This window comes from Achromobacter sp. NPDC058515 (assembly GCF_042721735.1).
GTDB lineage: Bacteria > Pseudomonadota > Gammaproteobacteria > Burkholderiales > Burkholderiaceae_B > Achromobacter.
This window is the reverse complement of sequence record NZ_JBHXNI010000016.1, coordinates 150776-175902: the sequence shown is the minus strand read 5'-3', so window position 1 is coordinate 175902 and position 25127 is coordinate 150776. Positions and strand designations below refer to the sequence as shown.

25 protein-coding genes and 1 pseudogene are annotated in these 25127 nt (G+C 67.5%); 10 read left to right on the top strand and 16 right to left on the bottom strand.

Annotated elements, in window-relative coordinates:
* Positions 1–683, bottom strand: a pseudogene (locus tag ACFWP0_RS24335) (hypothetical protein); the annotation flags it as partial.
* A gap of 55 nt (positions 684–738) precedes the next feature.
* Positions 739–1395, bottom strand: coding sequence for a phosphoribosylglycinamide formyltransferase (purN, locus tag ACFWP0_RS24330; protein WP_377846473.1), 657 nt, complete (start codon positions 1393–1395; stop codon positions 739–741).
* Between the two features lie 134 nt (positions 1396–1529).
* Between purN and ACFWP0_RS24325 the strand changes: the two genes are divergently transcribed.
* The 4 genes from ACFWP0_RS24325 to coaBC all read left to right on the top strand — a co-directional run bounded on the left by ACFWP0_RS24325 (position 1530) and on the right by coaBC (position 7237).
* Positions 1530–2495 carry a bifunctional riboflavin kinase/FAD synthetase gene (locus tag ACFWP0_RS24325; RefSeq protein WP_377846454.1) on the top strand — a complete coding sequence of 322 codons (966 nt, stop codon included), beginning with the start codon at positions 1530–1532 and terminating at the stop codon, positions 2493–2495.
* Complete coding sequence (ileS, locus tag ACFWP0_RS24320; protein WP_377846452.1) at positions 2485–5346, top strand: isoleucine--tRNA ligase; 2862 nt, start codon at positions 2485–2487, stop codon at positions 5344–5346. The genes ACFWP0_RS24325 and ileS overlap by 11 nt, the downstream gene beginning before the upstream one ends.
* A 2-nt stretch (positions 5347–5348) precedes the next feature.
* Positions 5349–5879 (top strand): signal peptidase II, encoded by a 531-nt coding sequence (gene lspA / locus ACFWP0_RS24315; protein ID WP_377846450.1) that lies wholly within the window; start codon positions 5349–5351, stop codon positions 5877–5879.
* A 161-nt stretch (positions 5880–6040) separates the two neighbouring features.
* Positions 6041–7237 (top strand): bifunctional phosphopantothenoylcysteine decarboxylase/phosphopantothenate--cysteine ligase CoaBC, encoded by a 1197-nt coding sequence (gene coaBC / locus ACFWP0_RS24310; RefSeq protein WP_377846448.1) that lies wholly within the window; start codon positions 6041–6043, stop codon positions 7235–7237.
* A gap of 95 nt (positions 7238–7332) precedes the next feature.
* On the opposite strand, the gene ACFWP0_RS24305 is transcribed toward coaBC, so the two are convergent.
* From ACFWP0_RS24305 to ACFWP0_RS24280, 6 genes are all read right to left on the bottom strand, one after another.
* A complete protein-coding gene (locus ACFWP0_RS24305) occupies positions 7333–8322 on the bottom strand; it encodes a Bug family tripartite tricarboxylate transporter substrate binding protein (RefSeq protein ID WP_377846446.1) in 990 nt (329 codons plus the stop codon).
* Positions 8323–8439: 117 nt separating this feature from the next.
* Positions 8440–9129 carry an AroM family protein gene (locus tag ACFWP0_RS24300; protein WP_377846444.1) on the bottom strand — a complete coding sequence of 230 codons (690 nt, stop codon included), beginning with the start codon at positions 9127–9129 and terminating at the stop codon, positions 8440–8442.
* Complete coding sequence (locus tag ACFWP0_RS24295; protein ID WP_377846442.1) at positions 9126–10055, bottom strand: DUF1177 domain-containing protein; 930 nt, start codon at positions 10053–10055, stop codon at positions 9126–9128. The genes ACFWP0_RS24300 and ACFWP0_RS24295 overlap by 4 nt, the downstream gene beginning before the upstream one ends.
* Positions 10052–10756: a dipeptidase PepE gene (gene pepE, locus ACFWP0_RS24290; protein WP_377846440.1), complete on the bottom strand. Its 705-nt coding sequence runs from the start codon at positions 10754–10756 to the stop codon at positions 10052–10054. Before pepE ends, ACFWP0_RS24295 begins: the two co-directional genes overlap by 4 nt.
* Before the next feature lie 67 nt (positions 10757–10823).
* The gene (locus tag ACFWP0_RS24285) at positions 10824–11591 is read right to left on the bottom strand and encodes an IclR family transcriptional regulator (protein ID WP_377846438.1); all 768 of its coding nucleotides are present in this window, start codon (positions 11589–11591) and stop codon (positions 10824–10826) included.
* Positions 11592–11729: 138 nt separating this feature from the next.
* Positions 11730–12770: a metal-dependent hydrolase gene (locus ACFWP0_RS24280; protein WP_377846436.1), complete on the bottom strand. Its 1041-nt coding sequence runs from the start codon at positions 12768–12770 to the stop codon at positions 11730–11732.
* Between the two features lie 106 nt (positions 12771–12876).
* Here ACFWP0_RS24280 and ACFWP0_RS24275 point away from each other — a divergent pair, with 106 nt between their 5' ends.
* The 3 genes from ACFWP0_RS24275 to ACFWP0_RS24265 all read left to right on the top strand — a co-directional run bounded on the left by ACFWP0_RS24275 (position 12877) and on the right by ACFWP0_RS24265 (position 14801).
* A complete protein-coding gene (locus ACFWP0_RS24275; protein WP_377846434.1) occupies positions 12877–13512 on the top strand; it encodes a DedA family protein in 636 nt (211 codons plus the stop codon).
* A gap of 14 nt (positions 13513–13526) precedes the next feature.
* Positions 13527–14057, top strand: a complete 531-nt coding sequence (locus ACFWP0_RS24270; protein ID WP_377846433.1) for a hypothetical protein — start codon at positions 13527–13529, stop codon at positions 14055–14057.
* A 93-nt stretch (positions 14058–14150) separates the two neighbouring features.
* Positions 14151–14801 carry a dUTP diphosphatase gene (locus tag ACFWP0_RS24265; protein WP_377846471.1) on the top strand — a complete coding sequence of 217 codons (651 nt, stop codon included), beginning with the start codon at positions 14151–14153 and terminating at the stop codon, positions 14799–14801.
* A gap of 72 nt (positions 14802–14873) precedes the next feature.
* On the opposite strand, the gene ACFWP0_RS24260 is transcribed toward ACFWP0_RS24265, so the two are convergent.
* The 6 genes from ACFWP0_RS24260 to ACFWP0_RS24235 all read right to left on the bottom strand — a co-directional run bounded on the left by ACFWP0_RS24260 (position 14874) and on the right by ACFWP0_RS24235 (position 20416).
* Positions 14874–15986, bottom strand: a complete 1113-nt coding sequence (locus ACFWP0_RS24260; protein ID WP_377846431.1) for an NADH:flavin oxidoreductase/NADH oxidase — start codon at positions 15984–15986, stop codon at positions 14874–14876.
* A gap of 96 nt (positions 15987–16082) precedes the next feature.
* The gene (gene ehuA / locus ACFWP0_RS24255; protein ID WP_377846429.1) at positions 16083–16853 is read right to left on the bottom strand and encodes an ectoine/hydroxyectoine ABC transporter ATP-binding protein EhuA; all 771 of its coding nucleotides are present in this window, start codon (positions 16851–16853) and stop codon (positions 16083–16085) included.
* Positions 16850–17521 (bottom strand): ectoine/hydroxyectoine ABC transporter permease subunit EhuD, encoded by a 672-nt coding sequence (gene ehuD, locus ACFWP0_RS24250; protein ID WP_377846427.1) that lies wholly within the window; start codon positions 17519–17521, stop codon positions 16850–16852. The genes ehuA and ehuD overlap by 4 nt, the downstream gene beginning before the upstream one ends.
* Positions 17518–18171 carry an ectoine/hydroxyectoine ABC transporter permease subunit EhuC gene (gene ehuC, locus ACFWP0_RS24245; protein ID WP_377846425.1) on the bottom strand — a complete coding sequence of 218 codons (654 nt, stop codon included), beginning with the start codon at positions 18169–18171 and terminating at the stop codon, positions 17518–17520. The genes ehuD and ehuC overlap by 4 nt, the downstream gene beginning before the upstream one ends.
* Before the next feature lie 9 nt (positions 18172–18180).
* Complete coding sequence (gene ehuB / locus ACFWP0_RS24240; protein ID WP_377846423.1) at positions 18181–19083, bottom strand: ectoine/hydroxyectoine ABC transporter substrate-binding protein EhuB; 903 nt, start codon at positions 19081–19083, stop codon at positions 18181–18183.
* A 178-nt stretch (positions 19084–19261) separates the two neighbouring features.
* The gene (locus tag ACFWP0_RS24235; protein WP_377846421.1) at positions 19262–20416 is read right to left on the bottom strand and encodes an ABC transporter substrate-binding protein; all 1155 of its coding nucleotides are present in this window, start codon (positions 20414–20416) and stop codon (positions 19262–19264) included.
* Positions 20417–20701: 285 nt separating this feature from the next.
* Between ACFWP0_RS24235 and ACFWP0_RS24230 the strand changes: the two genes are divergently transcribed.
* Positions 20702–21127, top strand: coding sequence for an OsmC family protein (locus tag ACFWP0_RS24230; protein ID WP_057282585.1), 426 nt, complete (start codon positions 20702–20704; stop codon positions 21125–21127).
* Positions 21128–21303: 176 nt separating this feature from the next.
* Positions 21304–22593 carry an Nramp family divalent metal transporter gene (locus ACFWP0_RS24225; protein WP_377846419.1) on the top strand — a complete coding sequence of 430 codons (1290 nt, stop codon included), beginning with the start codon at positions 21304–21306 and terminating at the stop codon, positions 22591–22593.
* A 72-nt stretch (positions 22594–22665) separates the two neighbouring features.
* Here the strand turns inward: ACFWP0_RS24225 and ACFWP0_RS24220 are convergent, their stop codons facing one another.
* On the bottom strand, positions 22666–22887 hold the full coding sequence (locus tag ACFWP0_RS24220) for an XRE family transcriptional regulator (protein ID WP_377846417.1): 222 nt from the start codon (positions 22885–22887) through the stop codon (positions 22666–22668).
* Positions 22888–23068: 181 nt separating this feature from the next.
* The gene (locus ACFWP0_RS24215) at positions 23069–23698 is read right to left on the bottom strand and encodes a TetR/AcrR family transcriptional regulator (protein ID WP_377846415.1); all 630 of its coding nucleotides are present in this window, start codon (positions 23696–23698) and stop codon (positions 23069–23071) included.
* A 134-nt stretch (positions 23699–23832) separates the two neighbouring features.
* Between ACFWP0_RS24215 and ACFWP0_RS24210 the strand changes: the two genes are divergently transcribed.
* Positions 23833–25116, top strand: coding sequence for an MFS transporter (locus ACFWP0_RS24210; RefSeq protein ID WP_377846413.1), 1284 nt, complete (start codon positions 23833–23835; stop codon positions 25114–25116).
* Positions 25117–25127 lie beyond the last annotated feature (11 nt).

Sequence of the window (25127 nt, the reverse complement as noted above, 5' to 3'; positions counted from 1 at the left end):
GCGTTATACGACGGACGGACGTCCGAGCGGGCGTGGCCTTCCCCGCGATCCGAACCGTAGGAACCGCGTTCGCCGCCACGGTTTTCACCGCGCTGGCCGCCGTAGGACGGGCGCGAATCCGGACGGCCCTGGCCTTCGCGGCGTTCCGAACCATAGGAAGCGCGTTCGCCGCCACGGTTTTCACCGCGCTGGCCGCCGTAGGACGGGCGCGAATCCGGACGGCCCTGGCCTTCGCGGCGCTCCGGGCTATAGGAGCCACGTTCGCCGCCACGGTTTTCACCACGCTGGCCGCCGTAGGATGGGCGCGAATCCGGACGGCCCTGGCCTTCGCGGCGTTCCGGGCTATAGGAGCCACGCTCGCCGCCACGATTTTCGCCGCGCTGGCCGCCGTAGGACGGGCGCGAATCCGGACGGCCCTGGCCCTCGCGGCGTTCGCCGCCGAAGGAACCCCGTTCGCCACGGTTTTCGCCACGCGGCGCATCAAAGGACGGGCGCGGAGCCGGACGGCCCGCATCGCGGCTGCCGCCGGGGCGCTCTTCGCGCACGCGTTCGCCGCGTTCGCGCCGGGGCGCCTCGCGGGCGTCGCCCTTGGGACGCGAGAAAAAGGACCGACCGTCGCGTCCTTCGGAGGCGGCCCTCGGGGTGCCTGCCGGACGGGAACGCGGAGATTGGGGTTTAGTCATGGTGTGTTCCAGTGGGGCGGAGGAGTTCCGCCCGATAAATACGATTCAGGGCCGCTCAAGCGGCCGGCAACCAGGGGAAGAGGCGTTCGGGATCGCCTTGGACGTCCACGCGATGGTCGCTTGTCAGGGTAACCCGGCCTTCGGCCAGCCAGCGCACGGCAGCCGGAAAAGCCCGATGTTCCACCGCCAGCACGCGATTGGCCAGCAGTTCCGGCGTATCGCCCGCCAGGACGGGCACGCAGCCCTGGGCGATGATGGGGCCGTGGTCCAGGACCGGGGTGACGAAATGCACGGTGCAGCCATGCACGCGCACGCCCGTCGCCAGCGCCTGCGCATGGGTGTGCAGCCCGGGGAATGCCGGCAACAGCGACGGATGGATATTGACCAGCCGCCCGGCGTAGTGATTGACGAAGCCCGGGGTCAGGACGCGCATGAATCCGGCCAGAATGACGTAATCGGGCGCATAGCGGTCGATTTCAGCGGCCAGCGCGGCGTCGAAGGCTTCACGGCTGGCATAGTCCTTGTGATACAGGGCGGCGGTGGGAATACCCTGCCCGGCCGCCCAGTCCAGCCCCCCGGCGTCGGGGCGGCTGGCGATGACGGCGGCGATTTCGGCCGGCCAGCCCTCGTTGCGGCAGGCCTCGGCCAACGCCTGCATATTGCTGCCCCGCCCCGAGATCAGGATGACGAGGCGGCGCTTGGTAGAAGAAATTTCCGGCAAGATAAAGAATTCCAAGGGAAATCGGGTCCGTTCGCGCCCAAAATCCAACGCGCAAGAAGAGCCAGCGCGCATGGCGGAAGTGGCATTAGAACAAACCCGGAATCCAAAATTGTAAACTCTCGCTCGTGAAACCCTCGCTGCGCATCTACCGATCCCTGCCCCCGCCCGACCGGCGCGCCCCTTGCGCGCTGACGATCGGCAATTTCGACGGCGTCCATCGCGGACACCAGGCCATGCTTGCCCGCGTCTGCCAGGTCGCCCGCGAGCGCGGGCTGACGCCCGCCGTGATGACCTTCGAACCGCATCCGCGGGAGTATTTCGCCACCCTTAACCAGCGCCCCGAACTGGCGCCCACCCGGATTTCCGGGCTGCGCGACAAGCTCGCCGCGCTGGCGCGCTACGGCATCTCGCAGGTCGTGGTGGAGCGCTTCAACGCCCGCCTGGCCGAGATGTCGGCCAACGCCTTCATCGAGAAGCTGCTGGTGCAGGGCCTGCAGGCCAAATGGCTGCTGGTGGGCGAGGACTTCCGCTTTGGCCACAAGCGCAGCGGCGATATCGATCTGCTGCGCGAAGCCGGCATACGCCATGGTTTCGAGGTCCAGACGCTGGCCGACGTGACCGACCGCCAGGGCCACCGGATTTCCAGCTCCGAGGTGCGCACCGCGCTGGCGGTGGGCGACCTGGAGCGCGCCCGCCACCTGCTGGGGCATCCCTACCATATCAGCGGCCATGTGATCCATGGCCAGAAGCTGGGCCGCACGCTGGGCTTTCCCACGATGAACCTGCGCGTGGCCGAAAGGTGCGCCGCGCGCTCGGGCATCTATATCGTCCAGGTCTATGGCCTGGCGGACCGGGCCCTGCCGGCCGTGGCGAGCCTGGGCGTGCGCCCGACGGTCGAAGACCGCGGCCGCGTGCTGCTCGAGGCGCACCTGCTCGACGAGACCGTCAACGCATACGGTAAACTCGTACGCGTCGAATTCCTGCAAAAGCTGCGGGACGAAGAAAAATTTCCTGACCTCCCTTCCCTGACTGCCGCCATCGCCGAAGACGCGCGAAACGCGCGCGCCTATTTTGCCGTTCATGGACTATAAAAAGACCCTCAACCTGCCCGATACCCCCTTCCCCATGCGGGGCGACCTTGCCAAGCGCGAGCCCGCCTGGATTGCGCAATGGGAGGAAAACCACGTCTACCAGGCGATTCGTGCGGCCAGCCGCGGCCGGCCGCGCTTCGTGCTGCATGACGGCCCGCCCTATGCGAACGGCGACATCCACATCGGCCACGCGGTCAACAAGATCCTGAAGGACATCATCGTCAAGAGCCGCAACATGGCCGGCTACGATGCCCACTACGTGCCGGGCTGGGATTGCCACGGCATGCCGATCGAGATCCAGATCGAAAAGAAGTACGGCAAGCACCTGCCCGTGGCGGAAGTGCAGTCGAAGGCTCGCGCCTACGCGCTGGAGCAGATCGACCGCCAGCGCAAGGACTTCAAGCGCCTGGGCGTGCTGGGCGAATGGGATCGTCCGTACATGACGATGAACTTCAGCAATGAAGCCGACGAGATCCGCGCGCTGGGCCACATCCTGGACAAGGGCTACGTGTTCCGCGGCCTGAAGCCCGTGAACTGGTGTTTCGACTGCGGCTCGGCGCTGGCCGAAGCCGAAGTGGAATACGCGGACCGCGTCGACCCCGCCGTGGACGTCGCCTTCCCGTTTGCAGAACACGCCAGACTGGCGCAGGCCTTTGGCCTGGAGTCGGTGGACGACGGCGCCATCGTGATCTGGACGACCACGCCCTGGACCATCCCGTCCAACCAGGCGCTGAACGTGCATCCCGAGATCGAGTACGCGCTGGTGCGCGTGTCGCCGGCGCCCAAGTTCGGCCCGCTGCTGCTGATCGCCAAGGAACGCGTCGAAGCCTGCCTGAAGGCCTGGAACCTGGAAGGCGAAGTCATCGCCACGGCTCCCGGCGAAGCGCTGTCGGGCATCGAGTTCCGCCACCCGCTGGCGCAGTTCAATGCCGCCTACGACCGCAAGGCGCCCGTCTACCTGGGCGACTACGTGACGGCCGATTCCGGCACGGGCGTGGTGCACTCGGCCCCGGCCTACGGCATCGAGGACTTTGTGTCGTGCAAGGAGCACGGCATGAAGGACACCGACTTCATCAGCCCCGTGATGGGCGACGGCAAGTATGCCGATAGCCTGGCGCTGTTCGGCGGCCTGTCCATCTGGGACGCGAATCCCAAGATCGTCGAGGCGCTGACGGAAGCCGGCGCGCTGATGCACGTCGAAAAGCACAAGCACAGCTACATGCACTGCTGGCGCCACAAGACGCCGATCATCTACCGCGCCACCAGCCAATGGTTCGCGGGCATGGACGTGGCCCCCAAGGACGGCGGCCCGACCCTGCGCGAATCGGCGCTGGCCGGCATCGACGCCACCGCCTTCTTCCCGGCCTGGGGACGCGCGCGCCTGCACGCCATGATCGCCAACCGTCCGGACTGGACCCTGTCGCGCCAGCGCCAGTGGGGCGTGCCGATGGCCTTCTTCGTGCACAAGGAAACCGGCGAACTGCATCCGCGCACCTCCGAGTTGCTGGAGCAGGTGGCGCAACGCGTCGAGCAAGGCGGCATCGAAGCCTGGCAAGCGCTGGAACCCCGCGACCTGCTGGGCGACGAAGCCGACATGTACGAAAAGAACCGCGACACGCTCGACGTGTGGTTCGATTCGGGCAGCACGCACGCCACGGTGCTGGGCGGCAAGGACGGCCAGTTCGCGGGCTCGCACGGCGCTGAACTCGCCTGGCCCGCCGATCTGTACCTGGAAGGCTCGGACCAGCATCGCGGCTGGTTCCATTCGTCGCTGCTGACGGGCTGCATGCTCTACGGCCAGCCGCCCTACAAGGCGCTGCTGACCCACGGCTTCGTGGTGGACGGCCAGGGCCGCAAGATGAGCAAGTCCGTGGGCAACGTGATCGCCCCGCAAAAGGTGTCCGACTCGCTGGGCGCGGAAATCCTGCGCCTGTGGGTGGCCTCCACCGACTACTCCGGCGAACTGTCCATCTCGGACGAGATCCTGAAGCGCGTGGTGGAAGGCTACCGCCGCATCCGCAACACGCTGCGCTTCCTGCTGGCCAACGTGGCGGACTTCGACGCGGTGTCGCAGGCCGTGCCCTACGGCGATCTGTTCGAGATCGACCGCTACGCGCTGGCCATGACGGCGCAGATGCAGTCCGAAGTGCAGGCCAACTACGAGCGCTATGACTTCCATCCGGCGGTCTCGCGCCTGCAGACGTTCTGCTCGGAAGACCTGGGCGCGTTCTACCTGGACATCCTGAAAGACCGCCTGTATACGTCCGCCCACGGCAGCCTGGCCCGCCGCTCGGCGCAGACGGCGCTGCTGGACATCACGCAGACGCTGGTCAAGCTGATGGCTCCGATCCTGTCGTTCACGGCGGAAGAAGCCTGGAAGGAACTGGTCGGCTCGGCGCTGAAGAACCAGGCCGACGCGGCCCGCACGACGATCTTCACCGAGGTCTATCACGCGCTGCCGCCGTTTGCCGACGCCGACGCGCTGTCGGCAAAGTGGACGCGCCTGCGCGCCATCCGCGCCGAGGTCCAGCGCAAGCTGGAAGAAGTGCGCACGGCCGGCGACATCGGTTCCTCGCTGCAGGCCGAAGTTGACCTGTACGCCAATGGCGAAGACCAGCAGCTGCTGGCCAGCCTGGGCGACGACCTGCGCTTCGTGCTGATCGTCTCGCGCGCCTCCGTGCACGCGGGCGAAGGTGAAACCCGCATCGAAGTCACGCCGTCGACGCACAAGAAGTGCGAACGCTGCTGGCACTGGCGCCTGGACGTGGGCCAGGACGCGGACCATCCCGAGATCTGCGGCCGCTGCGTGTCCAACCTGTTCGGCTCGGGCGAAGCCCGCGACAAGGCTTGAGCATGGCCCGCCCCTCCGCCCCCGGAGCGACGGGCTCCGTCCCCGCCCGCGCCGCCCCGGCGCGCGTCGGGCGCTGGCTGGCCCTGGCGTTGCTGATCATCGTGCTGGACCAGTTGACCAAGGTCTACTTCAACACGGCGTTCCAGTATGGCGAGCGGCTCAACGTGCTGCCGTTCTTCGACTTCACGCTGGTGTACAACCGGGGGGCCGCGTTCAGCTTCCTGGCGTCCGAGGAAGGCTGGCAGCGCTGGCTGTTCACGGGACTGGGCTGCGTGGCCGCCGTGGTGATCATCTGGATGCTGCGGCGCACCCACGGCCAGCCCCGCTTCAGCCTGGCCCTGACGCTGATCCTGGGCGGCGCCCTCGGCAACGTCATCGACCGGGTGGTGTATGGCCACGTGGTGGACTTTCTGCTGTTCTACTGGAACAACTGGCAGTTTCCCGCCTTCAACCTGGCGGACGTGGGCATCTCCTGCGGCGCCGTGCTGCTGGTGCTGGACGAGCTGCTGCGCGCCCGCAAGCCGCAGGCCTGACTGCGTGCCCTGGCCGGGGCGCAAAGCCCCGGCCAGGAAATCCCTCTTTTGCCGTGCTTGACGCCCCCTGAACGCATGGCGAACGGCGCGATGCCGCAATGCAGAATAAAATCATCCTCCATTCCTCGTTTTCACGGCGCTGAACCCGCCGTCCCGCCCTCATGCTCGATCTCGCCCGCAAACGCATCGTCCTCGGTCTGACCGGGGGCATTGCCTGCTACAAAATCGCCGAGCTGGTACGGCGCATGACCGAACAAGGCGCCACCGTGGACGTGGTGATGACCGAGGCGGCCACGCACTTCATCACCCCCGTCACCATGCAGGCCCTGTCCGGACGCCCGGTGTTCGTGGACGCGTGGGACGCGCGCGTGCCCAACAACATGGCGCACATCGACCTGACGCGCGGCGCGGACGCGGTGCTGATCGCGCCCGCCAGCGCCGACTTCATGGCCAAGCTGGCGCACGGCATGGCCGACGACCTGCTGTCCACGCTGTGCCTGGCGCGCGCCTGTCCGCTGCTGGTGGCGCCCGCCATGAACCGCGAGATGTGGGCCAACCCCGCCACGCAGCGCAATGTGGAACAGCTGCGCGCCGACGGCATCAGCGTGCTGGGCCCGTCGGCCGGCGAACAGGCTTGCGGCGAAACCGGCGACGGCCGGATGCTGGAAGCCCATGAACTGCTGATCGACCTGATCGCCTTCTTCCAGCCCAAGCTGCTGGCCGGCCGCCATGTGCTGCTGACCGCCGGCCCCACCTCCGAACCCGTGGACCCCGTGCGCGTCCTGAGCAACCGGTCGTCGGGCAAGACCGGCTACGCGCTGGCCCGCGCCGCCCGCGAAGCCGGCGCCCGCGTCACGCTGATCACCGGGGCCACCTTCCTGCCGGTTCCGCGAGGCGTCACGGCCTTGTCGGTCACCACCGCGCGCCAGATGCATGACGCCGTCATGGCCAGCGCCGCCGACGCCGACATCTTCATCGCCGTGGCCGCCGTGGCCGACTGGCGCGTGAAGAACGTCAGCACGCAAAAGCTGAAGAAAACCAGCGAGGGCGGCGGCGCGCCCCTGATGGAATTCGAACCCAATCCGGACATCCTGGCCGAAGTGGCCAAGCTCGAGAACGGCCCGTGGTGCGTGGGCTTCGCGGCCGAAACCGAGAAGCTGGCCGAACATGCCGAAGCCAAGCGCGCGCGCAAGGGCATCCCGCTGCTGGTGGGCAACCTGGCGCACAAGGTCATGGACGCGGACACCACCGAACTCGTGCTGTTCGACGCGCAAGGCGCGCACCCCCTGCCCGCCGGCGACAAGCTGGACGCGGCGCGCCGCCTGATCGCGGAAATCGCGGCGCGCATGCCTGCGTAGCGGCGCAACGCGCGCCGAAATCCCAGGCAAAAAAACGCCAGACCCTTCCGGATCTGGCGTTTTTTCTTTCCTGCGGCGACGGCGCGCCGCCCGGCTTACTGCTCCAGGCTGATGTTCGCGGCCTTGACGATGTCGGCCCACTGCTTGCGGTCGTTTTCCAGGAACTGGCCGAACTTCTCGGGCGTCATGCCGGTGACGGGCTCCGAGCCCAGGCCCGCCATCTTCTCGATGAGCGCGGGCTGCTTGAGCACGTCTTGCAGGGCGGCGTAGTACGCGGCCAGCACGTCGGCGGGCAGGCCGGCCGGGGCGAACACGCCCTGCCACGTCGGCATGTCAAAACCCTTCAGGCCCTGCTCGTCCAGCGTCGGCACGTTGGGCAATTGGGCGGAACGCTTGAGCGAAGCCACGGCAATGGCCTTGACCTTGCCCTGCGAGGCCAGCGGCGCGGCGGTGGAGATGTTGTCCATCGTCATCGCGATATGGCCGCCCAGCAGGTCGGTGATGACAGGCGCCGCGCCGCGGTAGGCGGCATGCGGCACCTTCACGCCCAGCTTGTACAACATGGTCTCGGCGATCAGGTGGTTGGAGATGCCCACGCCGGCGGTGCCGTAGGTGGCGTTCGGGGTCTTCTGGAAGTACTCCTTCAGCTCGGCCAGGTTGCTGGCCGGCACGTCCTTGTTGACGATGACCACGTTAGGCTGAACGGCCGCCAGGGTGATGGGCGTGAAGTCGGCGGGCTTGTAGGTCGTGCCCTTGGGATTCAGGACGTGGGTGATGGCCATGGAGCCGGCCGCGGCGATGCCGATGGTGTAGCCGTCGGCGGGCGACTGGCTCAGGCGGTAAGCCATGATGTTGCCGCCGGCGCCGGCCAGGTTTTCAACCACGACGGGCTGGCCCAGGCGTTGCGACAGCGGTTCGGCCAGCAGGCGGGCCAGGGTATCGGCCGAGCCGCCCGGCGCGAAGCCGACCAGCAGGCGCACAGGTTTGGTGGGCTTCCACGCGTCGGCGGCAAGCGCCGGCATGGCCGTCAACGTGGTGACGGCGAACAGTGCGCCAGCGGCGCGGTGCAGAGTACGGCTGAACATGAAAAGACACTCCCAACAATTGATTGACGAAGACAGCTTCGTCTCCTCTCGCCGCTCGCCCGGTCCGGCCGCATGATCGATATGCGCGGCCGGACTTCGGGATTGCTTCCGGCGGCGTTATTCCAATACTTGCGCAAGCGCCTGCGCGACCATGCGGTTGGACAGCAGCACGGGGCGCCCCGATGCCTGAGCCACGGCCTGGCGCATGCGCTCGGCATAGCCCATGCAGTGCATGACGATCAGGTCGCAGGACGCGAGCTCGCGCCCGGCAGCTTCGAAGTTGCGCGCGGCCTGGCCGGCGTCGGCCTCGTAGGGCGAGGCATGCACGACGCGGGTTTCGCATTCCAGCGGCACGACCATGTGGAACGCATCGACCTGCGCGGCCAACGGAACCACCAGCCCCACCTTGCGGCAGTGCTGCGCCAACCCCGCGACCAGATGGTCCACGACCTGCTGCGGCTCGACCACCAGCGTGCGCATCGGCGCGATTGCGGTTCCGGTGCACAGGGGCACCAGCACGTCGTAGCCCGCGGCATCCGCCTCGCGCATCACCTGCGCCAGCCGCGCCTCGGCGGCGGCCGCGTCCAGCTCGATCTGCGCGCCGTCGCGCATGCGCGTGGCAAAGCGATACTCGCCGGGCCGCGGCGCCAGGGCGGCAAGCGCCGCCGCATCCAGGCCGTCCAGCGCGCCGAACTCGTCGATGCGCACATGCGGGCCCAGCAGCGGAGCCATCTCGGGCACCACGTCGCTGCGCGGCGATTGCCCGATGGTGAAGAACGCCACGCGGCGCGGCGTGCGCGCGTTCATGCCGCGGCTCCGTCTTCGCGGCCCACGGTCTGCAAGTGCGCCATCGAACCGTAGCGGGCTTGCAGCGCGTTCCATTCGGCGTCATCGAAGAAGCCCATCGTGCGTTGCCCGAACAGCTTGGCGATCTCGATGCAGAAGCGCATGGCCACGTCGGCGTCCACCGCGTTCGTGACGCCGGTGGCGCAGCCCGGCACCGTGGTCTGCGCCGTGAGCGCCACGCCGACGACCGGCGCATCCGTGATGATCGCGGGCTGCATCAGCGAATTCACGTGCCAGAGGCCGTTCTCGTAGGGGGTGATGTCCTGCGTGGTCAGCGGCAGGGTCACCGGCAGTTCCCCGCTGACCCAGCCCATCACGTCCAGCATGGTTTCGGGAATGCGCAGCAGGTAGCCTTGCTTGGCCACGGGCGTCAGCGCCACGCCGCGCTTGTTGACCAGGCGATTGCCGCGCGTCGTGTCGACGGACAGGATCGCGTCCATGCGCGGATCGACTTCGTGCGACATCATCTCGCGCATGGGGAACGGCGAGCGCATCATCGGCACCGGATGATGCGGCCGCGTGCCGGCGCGCGGGCAGATGTGCGTGCGGATGCGAACCGTGCCGGGCATCACGTCGCCCTGCCGGGCCATGGCCATCAGCTTGAGCGCGGCGGCAATCGCCACCACGGCGCCGTCGCTGTCGGACACCAGGCCCGTCACCGCGGGGCGGGCGCCGATGCCGCCCAGCCGACCCACGATGCCCAGTTGCGGCGCGGAATCGTCGGCGCCGGGTATGACGATGGACAGGAAGTCCGTGGCGGCGCCGCCGCGCTCGAGCCGGGTCACTTCCACTTCGCAATGGCCGGCATCGCGCAAGACCTGCGCAACGGACTCGCCCGTGACGTGCGCGGACGAGAGCAGTTCAATGGTGTCGATGACGTGCTTCATGCCGGGATCTCCAGCGGGCCGGGACGGAACACGCGCGGTTCCTCCTGACCCAGGAACAGCGGCGCATCGTGCGGGCCGACCAGCGCGATCTTGTCGCCGCGCACGCGCAGCGCGGCGCCTTCCGGCAGGCCGAGCACGGGCATGGCGGGATTGAGCGTGCAGAACTCCGCCAGCCGCTGGGCGCGCGTTTCGCCGCGGTGGCCGGGCGGATGGGCATTGGTGTAGTGCGGGTTGATCTGGAACGACAAAAGGCCCAGCGCATCGAAACCTTCCGGGTCCGTGATGGGCATGTCGTTGGTCGTGCAGATGCTGGGACACGTCAGGTTGGAGCCGGCGCTCCAGCCCAGGTAGGCCGCGCCCTCGCGCACGCGGCGCGCCACGACGTCGAGCAGGCCCTGGCGGCGCAACTGGCCCAGCAGGTTGAAGGTATTGCCCCCGCCCACGATGATGACCGCGGCGCCTTCAAGCGCGGCGACCGGATCTTCCGCGCGGTGCAGGCCCTGGATGTCCAGGCCGGTGCCGGCCAGCGCGGATGCGACCAGCGCGGTGTATTCGTCCCAGCCGCGGGTCACGCCGGCGTACGGCACGAACACGGCCGGGGCGCCTTGCGGCAGGGACTCGATCAGTTCCCGGATGTCGGGCATCGCGTGGACCAGATAGCCCGCGTCGCTGCTGGAATTGCTGAGAAGCAAGAGGTTCATGAGGGGATTTCCGTAAGGGATGTTCTGGATGTGCGCCCGCTCGGGCGCATCGGAAGGTCTGGGGAATTCAGGTCAGCCAATAGGGGTCGTTCACTTCGCGGCCCAGCGCCGCCACCTGTTGCAGCACGGATTCGCGCAAGCGCGCCACGCGGGCGGCATCGGCCTGGAACGACACGAACGACAGGCACAGGCCGCGCAGCTCGCCGGTGGCCGGATCGCGCACCGCGGCCGCCACCGCGCCGATGCCCGGCATGGCCTGGTCGATCGCCACGCCGCAATGGTCCGCGCGTGTCTGCTCCACGAGCCGGACCAGATCGCCGACGGTGGCGGGGCAATCGCGCCCTTCCACCGGCAAGGGCAGCGACGCGTCCGCGCCATACAGCGCCTGGAACTCGGCGTCGGTCAGCCGCGACAGCAGCGCCCGGCCCATGGCCGTGCCCGAGGCGGCGCGGCGCGATCCCGGCGGCGACAGCACCTGGACGGGGTGCGAGCCGTTGAGCCGCTGCAGCACCACGGTTTCGCGCTGATTCAGGGTGGAGAGATAGGCGGTCAGTCCGCTGTCGTCCGACAGGCGGGTCAGCACGGCGCGGCAGGCCTCGTCCAGCGGCGTGGCGGACATGCCGGCGCGCACGGCCTGCGCCAGCAGCGAGCCGGGACGGTAGCGGCGCGTGGCCGCGTCCTGGTCGAGCATGCCGTAGTTCTGCATCTGGTTCAGCAGGCGCGACGCGGTGCTCTTGGGCATGGCCAGGCGCGCCGCCACTTCGGTAAAGCTCAACTCCGCCTCGCCTTCCGCGTAAAGCGAAAGCACGCGTTGAACGCCGTCTAGAATGCTCATGCTTGTTCCATAAAACGGAACCAAAGTTCCTTAATAGGGAACAAGAATAATGCAAGCATCGGAAACAGGCAATACGCGGGCAGCATGAAAAAAGGCCCCCGGATCGGGGGCCTTACAGGACAGCGGATGCGCCGCTGGCTATTTCGTCGACAGCTCCGACCATTGCGCCAGCGGCAGCGGCGGCTGCGCGTGGAGGATGCGGGCCAGCACCAGCTTCATCTCGGCCCACCCCCCGCGTTCGCTGGGCCAGACGGATGGCGTGACCGGCTTCCAGGCGCCATCGGCGGCGCGTTCGGCCATCTTGAAGCGGAAGGTGTAGTGCCCGGCCATGCCCATGCGCAGGTCCGAGACGACCAGGGCATCGCCGATGGCGTCATAGCGCAGCCAGTCGTCCGTGAACCAGCGCAGGCGCTCGTGCAGGGGCACGCCCGCCAGGGCCTGGCCGACATCCAGGTTCAGCGGCTGGCGCAGCCATTCCGGCGGATCCCGGTCAAACAGGCTGCTGACCGACTCGTAGTAATGGCCATCGTCCGTCTTGGCGATCACGCGCCACACCAGCGTGTTCAACGGCATGGACACGGCCCGCAGTTCGGCGACGGCGATGCCCTGCCCCTGCATCGCCTCGCGCACGCGGTGCTCGGCCGCCATGCGTCCGGCCAGGCCGAAACCCAGATAGGCCGTGCTGAAGACCAGCGCCGCAACCAGCAGGCGGCGCGCGGTCCGCGTCAGCCCGAAGGCGATGGCGAACAGCACGCCCAACAGCAGCGGCCCGGTATAGACCGGATCGATGATGAAGATCGCCGACCAGCTTTCCGGAATGGTCGCCAGCGGCCAGAACAGCTGCGTGCCGTAAACCGTGAAGGCGTCCAGGATGGGGTGCGTCACCAGCACCAGCCACAGCGTCATGAAGAGCCTGCGTCCGCTATAAGGCGCCTGCGGCCAGTATTTGCGTATCAGCCAGGCCAGCAGCAGCGCCAGCCCGGTCAGGACGAAGACCGAATGGGAGAAGCCGCGGTGATAGGTCATGAGCGAAACCGGGTCTGGATAGCTCATCAAGACGTCCAGATCCGGCACGGTGGCCAGCGCCGCGCCGTAGATCAGCGCGCGCCTGCCCTGCACGCGCCCCAGCATGACGCCCTGTATGCCCGCGCCCAGCACGGCCTGTGTAACCGAATCCATAGTTCCCCGTCGTTATGCTTCAACCAGATGGCCGATATACCACGCGGCCGCGTATGCAGGCGTTAACATACCCGATTGCGTTCAGCTAATTTTCAACTTTGCCTTCATGGATCACTACATCACCGAGATCGGCCAGTTCATCCAGGCCAACCAGGCGTGGGCCGGCCCGATCACCTTTCTGCTTACCCTGGGCGAGTCCCTGGTGCTCGTGGGCCTGTTCATCCCCGCCACCGCCTTGATGCTGCTGACCGGCGGCCTGATCGGATCGGGCACGCTGGACCCCTGGGGCGTCATCGCCTGGGGCATCGGCGGCGCGATCGTGGGCGACGCCCTGTCCTACTGGCTGGGCCGCTGGGCGGGGCCAGGCGTGCTGCGCCGCTGGCCGCTCAAGCAGCAGCGCACCGGCGTGGCGCGCGCCAGGCTGTTCTTCTACCGCTATGGATTCGCCTCGGTGCTGATCGGCCGCTTCCTGGGCCCCATCCGTTCCACCATTCCCACCGTGGCGGGCGTGATGGGGATGGCGCATGCCCGCTTCCAGCTGGCCAACGTCTCCTCGGCCATTCTATGGCTGCCGCTGATGCTGGCGCCGGGCTATATCACCGCGCGCAGCCTGGGCGCGGCGGAAAACGCGCAGCAGATCGCCATGATGATCGGCGCGGGGTTCTCGGTGCTGCTAGGATGCGGGCTGTTGCTTGCCATGATGCGCAAGCGCCGCCAGCCGGCGCGCCGCCGCGGCAACTGAACCCGGAGAGCAGCATGGCCATAGACCTGGAGCCGAAAAACGGCGATTTCGCGCGCTATATAGAGAACCTGACGCGCGCCGGCGGCGCCACGCCCGGGCAGGTTTCCGGCCAGCGCGAGGCATCCCGGCAGGCGTCCTCGTCCGCGCCCGTGCCGGTTCCGCCGGCCACGTCCGAAACGCTGTCCACCGCTCCGTGGGGCAAGACGGCGCCTCCCCCCATGCAGCCAGCGCCCGGCGTTTCCGCGCCCGCGCCGGGCCAGGAAGACGCCGGCGAGGTCTCCATGGCCCGGCGCGCCCGGCAGCGCAAGATCGGCGTCGCCCTGACGATCGGCGGCATCCTGGCCGGCTGGGCCGCCGCGCGCATCGCCTTTGAAGCGCTGCGCCGCCCCGAGTTCGAACTGGACGCGCTGATGCCCGCCATCTTCCTGGCGTTCTTTGCATTCATGCTGTTCAAGGCCGCCAGCGGCGCGCGCAATCCGCGCAAGTCGCGCCTGGAAAAGCTGCCGCCGCTGACGCCTTCGTCCCACCGCAAGGACGCCCGCTGAGCCCGCGGGCCGGACGGCAATGGTGCTAACATTTCCGCCGCAGTCGCAAAGACCCCACGAATCCCGGAGTGAAAGTTGAATAACGTTGTCGGATTGAACCAGGCCCAGGCGGCCACGATGCTGAAGTTGCAGGGCCACTTGAACAGCATGATCAATCCGGACTGGGTCAATGGCGGGGCCCGCTTCCTGCGCGCCGCCTTCGTCGAGTCCGCCGAAGCGCTGGAGCACTACGGCTGGAAATGGTGGAAGAAGCAGACCATCGATCTGCCCCAGGTGCAGATGGAGCTGGTGGACATCCTGCACTTCTACCTGTCGCACACCATTGTGCAGGCCGGCGGCGATATCGATGCCGCCGCCCGCCTGCTGGTCGCCGACCTGGCCTCGCCCGCCTCGGTCGCGCTGGACGGCAAGACGCACGCGCTGGACACGCTGAATGTGCCCGAGCTGCTGGAGCTGATCGGCGGCCTGGCGGTGTGCGGGCGCGCCAGCTTCAAGGTCCTGGAACAGACCATGACCGCATGCGACATGAGCTGGAACGACGCCTACACGCAGTACGTATCGAAGAACGTGCTGAACATCTTCCGCCAGCAGCACGGCTACAAGGAAGGCACCTACATCAAGATCTGGAACGGCGAGGAAGACAACGTCGTGCTGGCCCGCCTGCTGTCGCAGCAGGACCCCGCGCGCGCGGACTTCGCCGACGTCCTGCACCGCGAGCTGGAACTGGCGTACTCGCGCCTGTAGGCCGCGCGGGACCTGCCCCAAAAAAAGCGCCGCGTCATCGCGGCGCTTTTTCGTTTGCGCGGCACTGCCCGCTTATCGCTGGCCGAAGCGCGTCTCGCCGAACAGGGACTTGAGTTCGCGCGGCTGCGAGCGCCAGTACTGGCGCGGGGCTTCGACCTGGCCGCCCAGCTCCGCCGCCGCGCGCCAGGGCCAGCGCGGATCGAAAAGCATGCCGCGCGCCAGCGCAATCATGTCGGCCTGGCCCTGCGCGAGGATGTCCTCGGCCTGCTGCGCCTCGGTGATGAGGCCGACCGTGATGGTGGGCATGCCGATCTTGCGCTTGATCTCATCGGCGAACGGCACCTGGTAGTTCGGCCCCACGGGTATCTTCTGCTGCGACGACACGCCGCCGCTGGACACGTCGATAAACTCGCAGCCGCGATCCTTCAGCGCCTGCGCGAACACCAGCGTCTGCTCCAGGTCCCACCCGCCGTCGACCCAGTCGGTCGCGGACACGCGCAGGCCCAGCGCCACGGACGGCGGCGTGACCTCGCGCAAGGCCTGGAATACTTCCAGGGGGAAGCGCATGCGGTTTTCGAGCGAGCCGCCGTAGGCGTCGTCGCGCCGGTTCGACAGCGGCGACAGGAACTGGTGCAGCAGGTAGCCGTGCGCGGCGTGCAGTTCGATGGCGTCAAAGCCCAGGCGGATGGCGCGGCGCGCGCTGTCCACGAAGGCGTCGCGGATTCTCGCCAGGCCCGCATCGTCCAGGGCGTGGGGAGCGGGCTCATGCGCGTTGTGAGGAACGGCCGAGGGCGCCCAGCCCTGCCAGCCGCCTTCGCTGGCCGGCACCAGCTGGCCGCCATTCCAGGGCGCGTCGCTGGACGCCTTGCGGCCCGCGTGGCCCAGCTGGATGCCGAGCTTGATGGGCGAGTACCGGCGCACCGCGGCCACGATCCGGCCCAGCGCGGCCTCGGTTTCATCGGACCACAGGCCGAGGTCTCCCGGAGAGATGCGCCCGTCGGGCTCCACCGCGGTGGCTTCCGTGAACAGCAGCGCGGCGCCCGACAGCGCCAGATGGCCCAGGTGGATCATGTGCCAGTCGGTCGCGCAGCCTGCTTCGGCGGAGTATTCGCACATGGGCGCGATGACGATGCGATTGGCCAGTTGTACGTTGCCGACTGACGTGGGACTGAACAGGTGACTCATGCTTAGGCCTCCAGGGCGTTGGACGGCACAGCATAGCGCCCGCGAAAAAAAAGGGCGTCAATCCCAACGCCCCCGGCAGGGTTAAACGCCCGCCGCCTATTGCCCTTCGATCACGCTGTCCAGGAACTGGCGCGTGCGCTCCTCCTTGGGCTGGCTGAACAGCACGGACGATTCCGCGTCCTCGACGATGTTGCCCTGGTCGAAGAACAGGGTACGGTCGGAGCTGCGTTCGGCGAACTTCATCTGGTGGGTGACGATGATCATCGTCATGCTGCGCCGGGCCGACAGGTCCCGCAGGATCTGCAGAATGCCGCCCACCAGTTCAGGGTCCAGCGCCGAGGTCACTTCGTCGAACAGCATGATCTCCGGACACATCGCCAGCGCGCGCGCAATGCCCACACGCTGCTTCTGCCCGCCCGACAACTGCGCGGGATAGACGTCCAGCTTGTCGCCCAGGCCCACCATGTCCAGGTACTCCACGGCGCGCTCGCGCGCCTTTTCGCGGGACATGCCCAGCACGTGCAGCGGCGCTTCCATGGCATTGCCCAGCGCGGTCATGTGGGGGAACAGGTTGAAGTGCTGGAACACCATGCCGATCTTGCCGCGCACGCGGCGCAGGTGCTCGGAATTCGCGCCCACGGGCCGGCCGTGCTCGTCGGTCCACATCGAAAGTCCGTCGATCTCGATGTCGCCGCTGCTGGGGCGGTCCAGGGTCATCAGCACACGCAGCAAGGTGGACTTGCCCGAGCCCGAGGGGCCGATCACCGCCACGGTCTGGCCGGCCGGGATATCCAGGTTGATGCCGCGCAGCACCTCCAGATCGCCGTAACGCTTGTGCAGGTTCTTGATGTTCAGGCTGGCGCTCATCGTTTTACTCCATATCGTTGCAGGCGGCCCTCCAGGCCGCGCACGCCCCAGGCCGCCACCAGGCTCAATGCCAGGAACAGCAGGCCCACCAGGGTCAGCGGTTCGGTGTACCGGAACGTCGCCGATCCGATCATCTTGCTTTGCTGCAGCAGCTCCACCACGGTGATCGCCGACAGCAGCGGCGTGTCCTTGAACATGGCCACCAGGTAGTTGCCCAGCGCCGGCACGACGGGCGGGATCGCCTGCGGCAACACCACGCCGATGGCCGTGCGCCAGCGCGACATGTTCAGCGCCGTCGCCGCTTCCCATTGGCCGCGGGGCACCGCCTCGATGCCGGCGCGATAGACCTCCGCGCAGTACGCGGCGTAATGCAGGCCTAGCGCCACGATGCCGGTCATGAGCGGAGACATCTGCGCCCCCGTCAAGGGCAGCACGTAGAACAGGAAGTACATCTGCACCAGCAGCGGCGTGCTGCGCACGAACTCGATCAGGAACGCCGTGGGCAGGGACACGATGCGCAAACGCGAACGGCGCATCATCGCCAGCACCAGGCCCAGCGTGACGGCCACCAGCATGCCGAGCACGGTGGCCTGGATCGTGATGACCAGCGCCGACCCCAGCGTGGGCAGGATTTCCAGCGCGAAAGACCAGTCGAATATCGGAGTCATCGGACGCGGACCCTCCGCTCAAGCAGGCGCACGCCCGCGGTGATCAGCAAGGCCACCGCGAAGTACATCAGCAGCATCAGGGTGAATATCTCGGTGGTGCGCAGGGTTTCGCTGCGCAGGAGCTGGCCGCGGAACGTCAGGTCCGTGATGGTGATCAGCGACACCAGCGCGGTGTTCTTCAGCAGCTCGATCAGCAGGTTGCCGGCGGGCGGCAGCATGGCCGGCACCGCCTGCGGCAGCACGATGCGGCGCATGATCTGACCGCGCGTCAGGTTCAGCGCCACGCCTGCTTCGCGCTGGCCCGGCGCCACCGCGCGCAGGGCGCCGCGCACCACTTCCGCGCCGTATGCGCCGGCGTTCAGCGCCAGCACCACGATGCCCACCAGCATGGCCGGCAGTTGCACGCCGAACAAGGGCAGTACGAAGTAGAACCAGAAGAGCTGCACCAGGGCGGACGTGCCCCGGAAGACCTCGACATAGACCGAGGCCAGCCAGCGCACCGGCCGCAAGGTCGACATGCGCCCGATGCCCGAGGCCAGCGCCAGCGGCACCGCCAGCACCACGGCCCCGGCCATGATCTGAAGCGTGACGGCGAGCCCCTCCAGCAGGGGCGGCACCAGTTCCGCGATATGTTCTGAAATGAGCTGCATCGGCGCCCCTTACTGTCCGGCGCAGAGCTTGGCGGCCGTCACGCCCTGGGGCAGCTCCTGCTCGGTAAAGCCGAAGGGCTCCACCAGCTTCTTGTGTTCCTCGGTGCCGATGAACTTGGCCAGCTCGGCGTTGAAGGCATCGGCGAATGCCTTGTCGTCGGTCCGGAACGCATAGGCGCCGTAGCCGCGCACGCCCTTGCCGTCGATCACGGGATCCGCGAAGGGCTCCGCTTTCTCCAGGTCGCTGCCCTGCTGCGTCTTGCCCATCAGGTCGTTGATGGTCAGCGCGGTGGCGGCGTAGGCGTCGGCGCGTCCGGCCTGCACGCCGGACAAGGCGCTGACGGCGTCCGGAAACACCACGACCTGGCCGGCCGGAATCTTCACCTTCTCGGCGTAGTCGCCCTGGATGGCGCCCACCACGACGCCCAGCTTGGCATCGGGGTTCTTCAGCACGTCTTCGTAGCCGTGCAGGTTCTTCGGGTTGCCTTGCTTGACGAGGAACGCCTCGCCCACGCCGTAGGTCGGGTCCGAGAACGCCACCTGCTGGCAGCGGCTGGGCGTGACGTACATGCCGGCGGCGATGATGTCGAAGCGCTTGGCCGCCAGGCCGGGAATGAGCGAGCCGAACTCGGTCAGCACGCCTTCCACTTCATTGACGCCCATGCGCTTGAGCACGACGCGGGCGATCTCCACGGATTCGCCCGTGACCTTGGCCTCCTTGCTGTCCATGTAGGCGAATGGCGCCTCATTGGCGTAGCCGATGCGGATCTTGCCGGCGCTGCGCGCGGCCTCCAGCGTGCTCGCCGCGCCTGCCGCCGCCGGGGCGCCCTTGTCGGCGCCGGAGTCGGAACATGCGGCCAGGACGCCCAGGCTCAAGGCCAACAGCAATCGTCTGGATCGAAGCAAGGTCATGGATTTATTCTCCCGTAATTATTTCTAGGTGCATGGCTTCACTAAAAATAATACGCTATTAAATGATTTCTACACGAATGATATAGGCGTAAAAAAGCAGGCCTAAGCCTGCTTTTGGGGTCCGTTGCCCTATGGAGGGTTAGGACACGTTACAAACGGTAGACAGATATGGCACCGTTTATTCCGCGTACGAGAACCGGCCGTTCTTGACGACGCCCATGACCCGGGCGCGCTCGTCAAACCCCTGGTGGTTGTCCTTGGAGATATTGAGCACGCCATTGGGCACGATCAGGTCGCGCGTGCTTTCCAGCGCGTCGCGCAAGGCCAGGCGGAATTCCGGGGTGCCCGGCTTGGCGCCCGTCTTCAGCGCCCGCGCCACCGCGGAGTCCAGCAGCATCCAGGCGCCGTAGGCGTCGCCGGCGAACTGGGTCAGCGTATTGGTGCCGTACTGGCGTTCGTACTTGTCCGCAAACTCCACGGCCACCTTCTTGACCGGGTTGGAATCGGGCAGCTCGCGCGCCACGACGCCAGGACCGGTCGGGAACAGGGTGCCTTCCACGTCCTTGCCGCCCACCTGCAGGAATTCCAGCGTGCCGATGCCGTGGGTCTGATAGATGGCGCCGGTGTAGCCGCGTTCCAGCAGCGTTTTCTGAGGCAAGGCGGACGGGGTGCCAGAGCCCGCGATCAGCACGGCGTCCGGCTTGGCGGCGATCACCTTCAGCGCCTGCCCCACCACCGAGGCGTCGGTGCGCTGGAAGCGCTCCTGGGCCACGATCTTCAGGTCGGACCCGGCCGCTGCCGTGAACTCCTTCCACCAGCTGTCGCCATACGAGTCCGCAAAGCCGATGAAGGCCACGTTCTTCAGGCCCTTCTTCTTCATGTCCTCGACCAGGACCGTGGCCATCAGCGAATCGTTCTGCGGCATCTTGAACGCCCAGGCGCGCTTGGGATCGGACGCCGGCTCGACGATGACGCTGGAGGCCGCCAGCGCGATCATCGGGGTCTTGGTCTCGGCCAGCACGTCCAGGCCGGCCAGGGCGGCCGCGGTGATGTTGGGCCCGACGATGGCGTCGACCTTGTCTTCCGAGGTCAGCTTGCGCATGTTCTTCACCGCGCGGCTCACGTCGGTGCCGTCGTCCAGCACCACATAGCGCGCGGGTTCGCCGCCCAGGGTGTTCGGCCACAGGCGGATCGCATTGTTGGTCTGGATGCCGATCGCGGCGGCGGGGCCGGTCGTGGAGACGTCCACGCCGATGACGATTTCGGCCTGGGCGGAGAGGACGGGAACGGCCAGCGCGACGGCGCAGGCGTAGCGGGCAAGAATGCGGGACATGACAACGGCTCTCGGGAAGGTGTTGAGGAGATGCCGCTATTTTGCCTGATGCCCGGCAGCGTCCTGTCTTTGCCTTCCGGTGCGCGGCCGCGGGCTCGCTCCCTGCGCCAGGGCAGCCGTTACATCGGCTTGCCGTTGCGCACCGGCGTTTTCCACGCCAGGCGGGTGGGCGCGCCGTATCATCGACGATGCCGCCTGAGGCAAAGCGCGCCGCCGTAATCGGCGGATTGCGCGCCCCCTACCCCGGACGCCGGCCCTGGCCGCGTCCCTCTACAGGAGTCACGTATGAAGAAAACCGCAACCGCCGCCTGGTCGGGCGATCTGAAGACTGGCAAGGGCACGATTTCCACGCAAAGCGGCGCGCTCAAGAGCCAGCCCTATGGCTTTAACACCCGTTTCGGCGACACCCCGGGCACCAACCCCGAAGAACTGCTGGGCGCGGCGCACGCCGGCTGCTTCACCATGGCGCTGTCCAACATCCTGTCCGAATCCGGCATGGTGGCGCAAAGCCTGGACACCAAGGCCGAAGTTACGCTGGACAAGGTGGACGATGGCTTTTCCATCACCGCCGTCCACCTGACCGTGGAGGCCGTCATTCCGGGAGCCTCCGCGCAAGCCTTCGAGGAAGCCGCCCGCAAGGCGGAGAAGGGGTGCCCCGTATCCAAGGTGCTCAACGCCAAGATCTCGATGGACGCCAAACTTAAGTCCTGAGGATAAGGCGCGCACGTTGTGCGCTTGCTGCCCCCCGAGGGGGGCGGCTATTCTCGCGACGGCCCTGCGCCGCTTGGGGCCGGATCATTGGGCCGCCCTATCCCGGGCTTGGTCAAAATCAATTTGACGATCCGCGGCCGCTTCTAGAGAATAAGAACCATTCTCAGGAGTGTCGCATGACCGGATTCATTTACGCGATATCGGGAGGCAACGCCAGCCTGGCGCAGGACGCGCGGATATCGGCGAACCTGCGCCGCATGGTCGGGTCCGGCCTGCTCGTCGCCGTGGGCTACATCGATCCGGGCAACTGGGCCACCGATATCGCCGGCGGCAGCGGCTTCGGCTACGGCCTGCTCATGGTCGTCATCGCCTCGGCTTTCCTGGCGCTGGGCTTCCAGGTCCTGGTCTCGCGCCTGGCGCTGGCCACGGGACAAGACCTCGCCACGCTGACCGCCCGGCACCTTTCGCCCCGCCTGTCCAAGGCCGCCTGGCTGGCCGGCGAGGCCGCCATCCTGGCGACCGCGCTGGCCGAACTGATAGGCGGCGCAATCGCGCTGCGGCTGCTGTTCGGCCTGCCGCTAATGGCGGGGGTGGCCGTCACCGGCATCGGCACCTTCGCCGTGCTGGCGCTCACGCGCGGCAACGCCGACCGGCACGAGCGCGTCATTGCGCTGCTGCTGTCGGTGGTGGCGCTGTCGTTCGTGTTCCTGCTGTTCAAGGCGAACCCGGCCTGGACCGAGGTGGCGCACGGCGTCACGCAGACCCGCCAGGCGCTGCGCGATCCGCAAGGGTTCCTGATCGCGCTGGGCATCCTGGGCGCGACCCTCATGCCTCACAACCTGTACCTGCATTCCGGCTCATTGGCGCAGCGCGCGCAGGATCTTCCCGCCCAAGCGCGCGGCATGGCCATGCGCGTGGCGCGCAACGACACCATCGTCTCCCTGGGCATGGCCATGCTGATCAATTCAGCCATCATGATCGTGGCGGCGGCGTCCCTGTCCGGTTCCGGCATGGTCGTCTCCAGCCTGGACGACGCCCACGCGGTGATCGGCCAGACGCTGGGCATCGGCGCAGCCATCGTCTTCGCCGTGGCGCTCTATGCAGCCGGGCAAAGCTCCACCATCACCGGGGTGCTGGCCGGCCGCATCCTGTCCCGCGGCTTCCAGGTCGGCAGCAACTGGTCGGACCGCCGCCGCGCGCTGATGACGCGCCTGGCGGCGGGCGCGGCGGCCGTGGGCCTGCTGGCGTTCACGGGCGGGCAGGACCCGGACGAGCTGCTGGTGCTGAGCCAGGTCATCCTGAGCCTGGCCCTGCCTTTCGCCCTGGGCCCGCTGGTGGTGCTGGCCTGCCGCAAGAGCCTGATGGGGCAGTATGTGCTGCGGGGCGCCTGGGCCTGGGCCGCGATTGCCGCCACCGTCGGCATCATCGTGCTGGACGGCTATCTGCTGGTGGACATGGCCGCCTGAGCAAAAGCTGCAGGGCGCGGCGCAAAAAAAAGCCAGCAGATGCTGGCTTTTTTTCCGGGCTCGGGGATGAGCTCAGTGGTGGGCGGAAACCACCGGGTGCTGCTGTCGGCCCGCGTCCATGTCGTGCAGGACTTCGCCTACGGCTCCGCCGAACGCTGCCAGGCGCAGCTTCAGGCGCAGCCAGCCCGTGCGGGCGGACGGACCGGACAAGGTTTCCGCCTTGACGGCCTCGCGGATCAGGGACCGCTCAAGGGCGTCCGACATACGGGCATTCTTCAACGCGGTATCGCTCATGATTCTCTCCTTGAGAAAGCGCGATGTGGAACAACACGACTTCATGTTAGACCTGCGTTTGCTGCGTCGCAATAAAAATACCAAACATTTTTTTGTTCGTTGTGCAATGGGTACAAACACCACCACAACGGTGCATGCGGCACCCTATTTCGCACTAGTCTTGTGCAATGCAGTACCTCCTTTAGCGTGGAAGATGGATCTGGATCAGTTTATCGGCCATCTCAGCCACCCTGCCCGCCGGTCCGCCCTCTCCAAACAGCTGGCTGGAAACGAAGGCGCCTTCGATCAGCAGCAGCAGCCCATCGGCCAGGGCCTCGGGATCGCTCGCGCCCATTTCCGCCGCCATCGCGTTCAGGCGGCGGCGCAGCTCCAGCTTGTGCGCCACGGCGACGACCCGCGCGGGATGGTCGGCTTCGGGATACTCGACGGCGGCGTTCGTCAGGCCGCACCCCCGGTAGCCGCTCTGCACCGCGCGGCTGCCCAGGCCTGACAGGTAGTCCAGCAATTGCGCCCGCGCGTCGCCCGGGTGCGCGGCGCAGGCCGCGTCGAAGCGGGCCCAGAACTCGGCGTCGTAGTCGCGCAGGTAGGTCGCCGCCAGTTCGTCCTTGGACGAAAAACTGCGGTACAGGCTGGGCTTGGTGACACCCGCCTGGTTGACGATGGCGTCCACGCCCACTGCGCGGATGCCGTCGCGGTAGAACATTTCACGCGCGGTCTTGCGTATGCGGTCGGCCGCCAGCGCGGGCTTGGCCACGGGCTGGGCTGGGGACTTGGGCAGGCGCGCGGACTCGGCTGGAATCTTGCTGGCCATACACGGCTCCTTTTCCGCAAGACGGCCGGAATGGAGACGCGGCCGTCCTGAAAACAGGGTCGCCAAAAAGCGCTTGACGATGTTACTGACCGGTACGTACTATGCGCGAACCTCAATACGTACCGGTCAGTAACATGAGTATAGCCCAACCTCCCATCCCGTTCCGGCGCGCCGGCCAGAAGTACGCATTTGTCGTGGTCGCGGTGATCTTCCTGTCGCTACTGGTCGCGGCCGGGCTGCGCTCCTCGCCCAGCGTGCTGCTGGTGCCTCTGGAAGAGGCTTTCGGCTGGAGCCGCAGCTCGATCTCGTTTGCCGCCGCGCTGGGCATCTTCCTGTACGGCCTGGTCGGCCCGTTCGCCGCCGCGGCCATGGAACGCTTCGGCTTGCGCCGGGTGCTGATCAGCGCGCTGATACTGATGTCCGCGTCCAGCGCCGTCAGCGCCTACATGACCGAACCCTGGCATCTGCTCATGACCTGGGGCGTGTTCTCGGGCATCGGCTCGGGCGCGGTCGCCATCGTGATGGGCGCCACCGTCGTCAACCGCTGGTTCGTCAAGCACCGCGGCCTGATGATGGGCCTGCTGACCGCCAGCGCCGCCACCGGCACGCTGGTGTTCCTGCCGGTGCTGGCCGCGCTGGCCTCTTCCGGCGACTGGACCCGCGTGGTCTGGACGGTGGCGGGCGCCGCGGCCGCGCTGGTGCCGCTGGCATGGTGGCTGGTGCCGGACCGCCCGGCCAGCGTGGGCCTCGTGCCGTTCGGCAGCGACCCGCACGCCCCGCCCGCCCCTGCAGCTCCGCGCACCGGCATGGTGGCCGCCACCTTCGGGGCGCTGGGCCGCGCCGCCAAGACGCGCACGTTCTGGTATCTGTTCGCCACGTTTTTCGTGTGCGGCTTCACCACGAACGGCCTGGTCGGCACGCACCTGATCGCGCTTTGCGGCGACCACGGCATGCCGGAAGTGCAGGCCGCGGGCCTGTTGGCGATGATGGGCATCTTCGACCTGATCGGCACCACCGCGTCGGGATGGCTGACCGACCGCTACGACCCGCGCAAGCTGCTCTTCGTCTACTACGCGCTGCGCGGCCTGTCGCTGATGTACCTGCCCTATTCCGATTTCTCGTTCTACAGCCTGTCGATCTTCGCGATCTTCTTCGGCCTGGACTGGATCGCCACCGTGCCGCCGACCCTGCGGCTGACGACGGAGGCCTTCGGCGAACGCGACGCCTCCATCGTCTTCGGGTGGATCGTGGCGGGCCACCAGCTGGGCGCGGCCAGCGCCGCCTGGATGGCCGGCGCGGTGCGCGAATCGCAAGGCAGCTACCTGATGGCTTTCGTGATCGCTGGCGCGACCGGCCTCATCGCGGCGGTGCTTGCGCTGATGATCGGTAGGAAGCGCGTGGTGGCGCAGCCGGCCTGAACCTGGCGGCC

Coding starts and splice junctions, on each gene's coding strand:
- ileS (WP_377846452.1), top strand. CDS start 2,485: ATGGACTATAAAAAGACCCTCAACCTGCCCGATACCCCCTTCCCCATG.
- lspA (WP_377846450.1), top strand. CDS start 5,349: ATGGCCCGCCCCTCCGCCCCCGGAGCGACGGGCTCCGTCCCCGCCCGC.
- coaBC (WP_377846448.1), top strand. CDS start 6,041: ATGCTCGATCTCGCCCGCAAACGCATCGTCCTCGGTCTGACCGGGGGC.
- ACFWP0_RS24305 (WP_377846446.1), bottom strand. CDS start 8,322: ATGTTCAGCCGTACTCTGCACCGCGCCGCTGGCGCACTGTTCGCCGTC.
- ACFWP0_RS24300 (WP_377846444.1), bottom strand. CDS start 9,129: ATGAACGCGCGCACGCCGCGCCGCGTGGCGTTCTTCACCATCGGGCAA.
- ACFWP0_RS24295 (WP_377846442.1), bottom strand. CDS start 10,055: ATGAAGCACGTCATCGACACCATTGAACTGCTCTCGTCCGCGCACGTC.
- pepE (WP_377846440.1), bottom strand. CDS start 10,756: ATGAACCTCTTGCTTCTCAGCAATTCCAGCAGCGACGCGGGCTATCTG.
- ACFWP0_RS24285 (WP_377846438.1), bottom strand. CDS start 11,591: ATGAGCATTCTAGACGGCGTTCAACGCGTGCTTTCGCTTTACGCGGAA.
- ACFWP0_RS24280 (WP_377846436.1), bottom strand. CDS start 12,770: ATGGATTCGGTTACACAGGCCGTGCTGGGCGCGGGCATACAGGGCGTC.
- ACFWP0_RS24275 (WP_377846434.1), top strand. CDS start 12,877: ATGGATCACTACATCACCGAGATCGGCCAGTTCATCCAGGCCAACCAG.
- ACFWP0_RS24270 (WP_377846433.1), top strand. CDS start 13,527: ATGGCCATAGACCTGGAGCCGAAAAACGGCGATTTCGCGCGCTATATA.
- ACFWP0_RS24260 (WP_377846431.1), bottom strand. CDS start 15,986: ATGAGTCACCTGTTCAGTCCCACGTCAGTCGGCAACGTACAACTGGCC.
- ehuA (WP_377846429.1), bottom strand. CDS start 16,853: ATGAGCGCCAGCCTGAACATCAAGAACCTGCACAAGCGTTACGGCGAT.
- ehuD (WP_377846427.1), bottom strand. CDS start 17,521: ATGACTCCGATATTCGACTGGTCTTTCGCGCTGGAAATCCTGCCCACG.
- ehuC (WP_377846425.1), bottom strand. CDS start 18,171: ATGCAGCTCATTTCAGAACATATCGCGGAACTGGTGCCGCCCCTGCTG.
- ehuB (WP_377846423.1), bottom strand. CDS start 19,083: ATGACCTTGCTTCGATCCAGACGATTGCTGTTGGCCTTGAGCCTGGGC.
- ACFWP0_RS24235 (WP_377846421.1), bottom strand. CDS start 20,416: ATGTCCCGCATTCTTGCCCGCTACGCCTGCGCCGTCGCGCTGGCCGTT.
- ACFWP0_RS24230 (WP_057282585.1), top strand. CDS start 20,702: ATGAAGAAAACCGCAACCGCCGCCTGGTCGGGCGATCTGAAGACTGGC.
- ACFWP0_RS24225 (WP_377846419.1), top strand. CDS start 21,304: ATGACCGGATTCATTTACGCGATATCGGGAGGCAACGCCAGCCTGGCG.
- ACFWP0_RS24220 (WP_377846417.1), bottom strand. CDS start 22,887: ATGAGCGATACCGCGTTGAAGAATGCCCGTATGTCGGACGCCCTTGAG.
- ACFWP0_RS24215 (WP_377846415.1), bottom strand. CDS start 23,698: ATGGCCAGCAAGATTCCAGCCGAGTCCGCGCGCCTGCCCAAGTCCCCA.
- ACFWP0_RS24210 (WP_377846413.1), top strand. CDS start 23,833: ATGAGTATAGCCCAACCTCCCATCCCGTTCCGGCGCGCCGGCCAGAAG.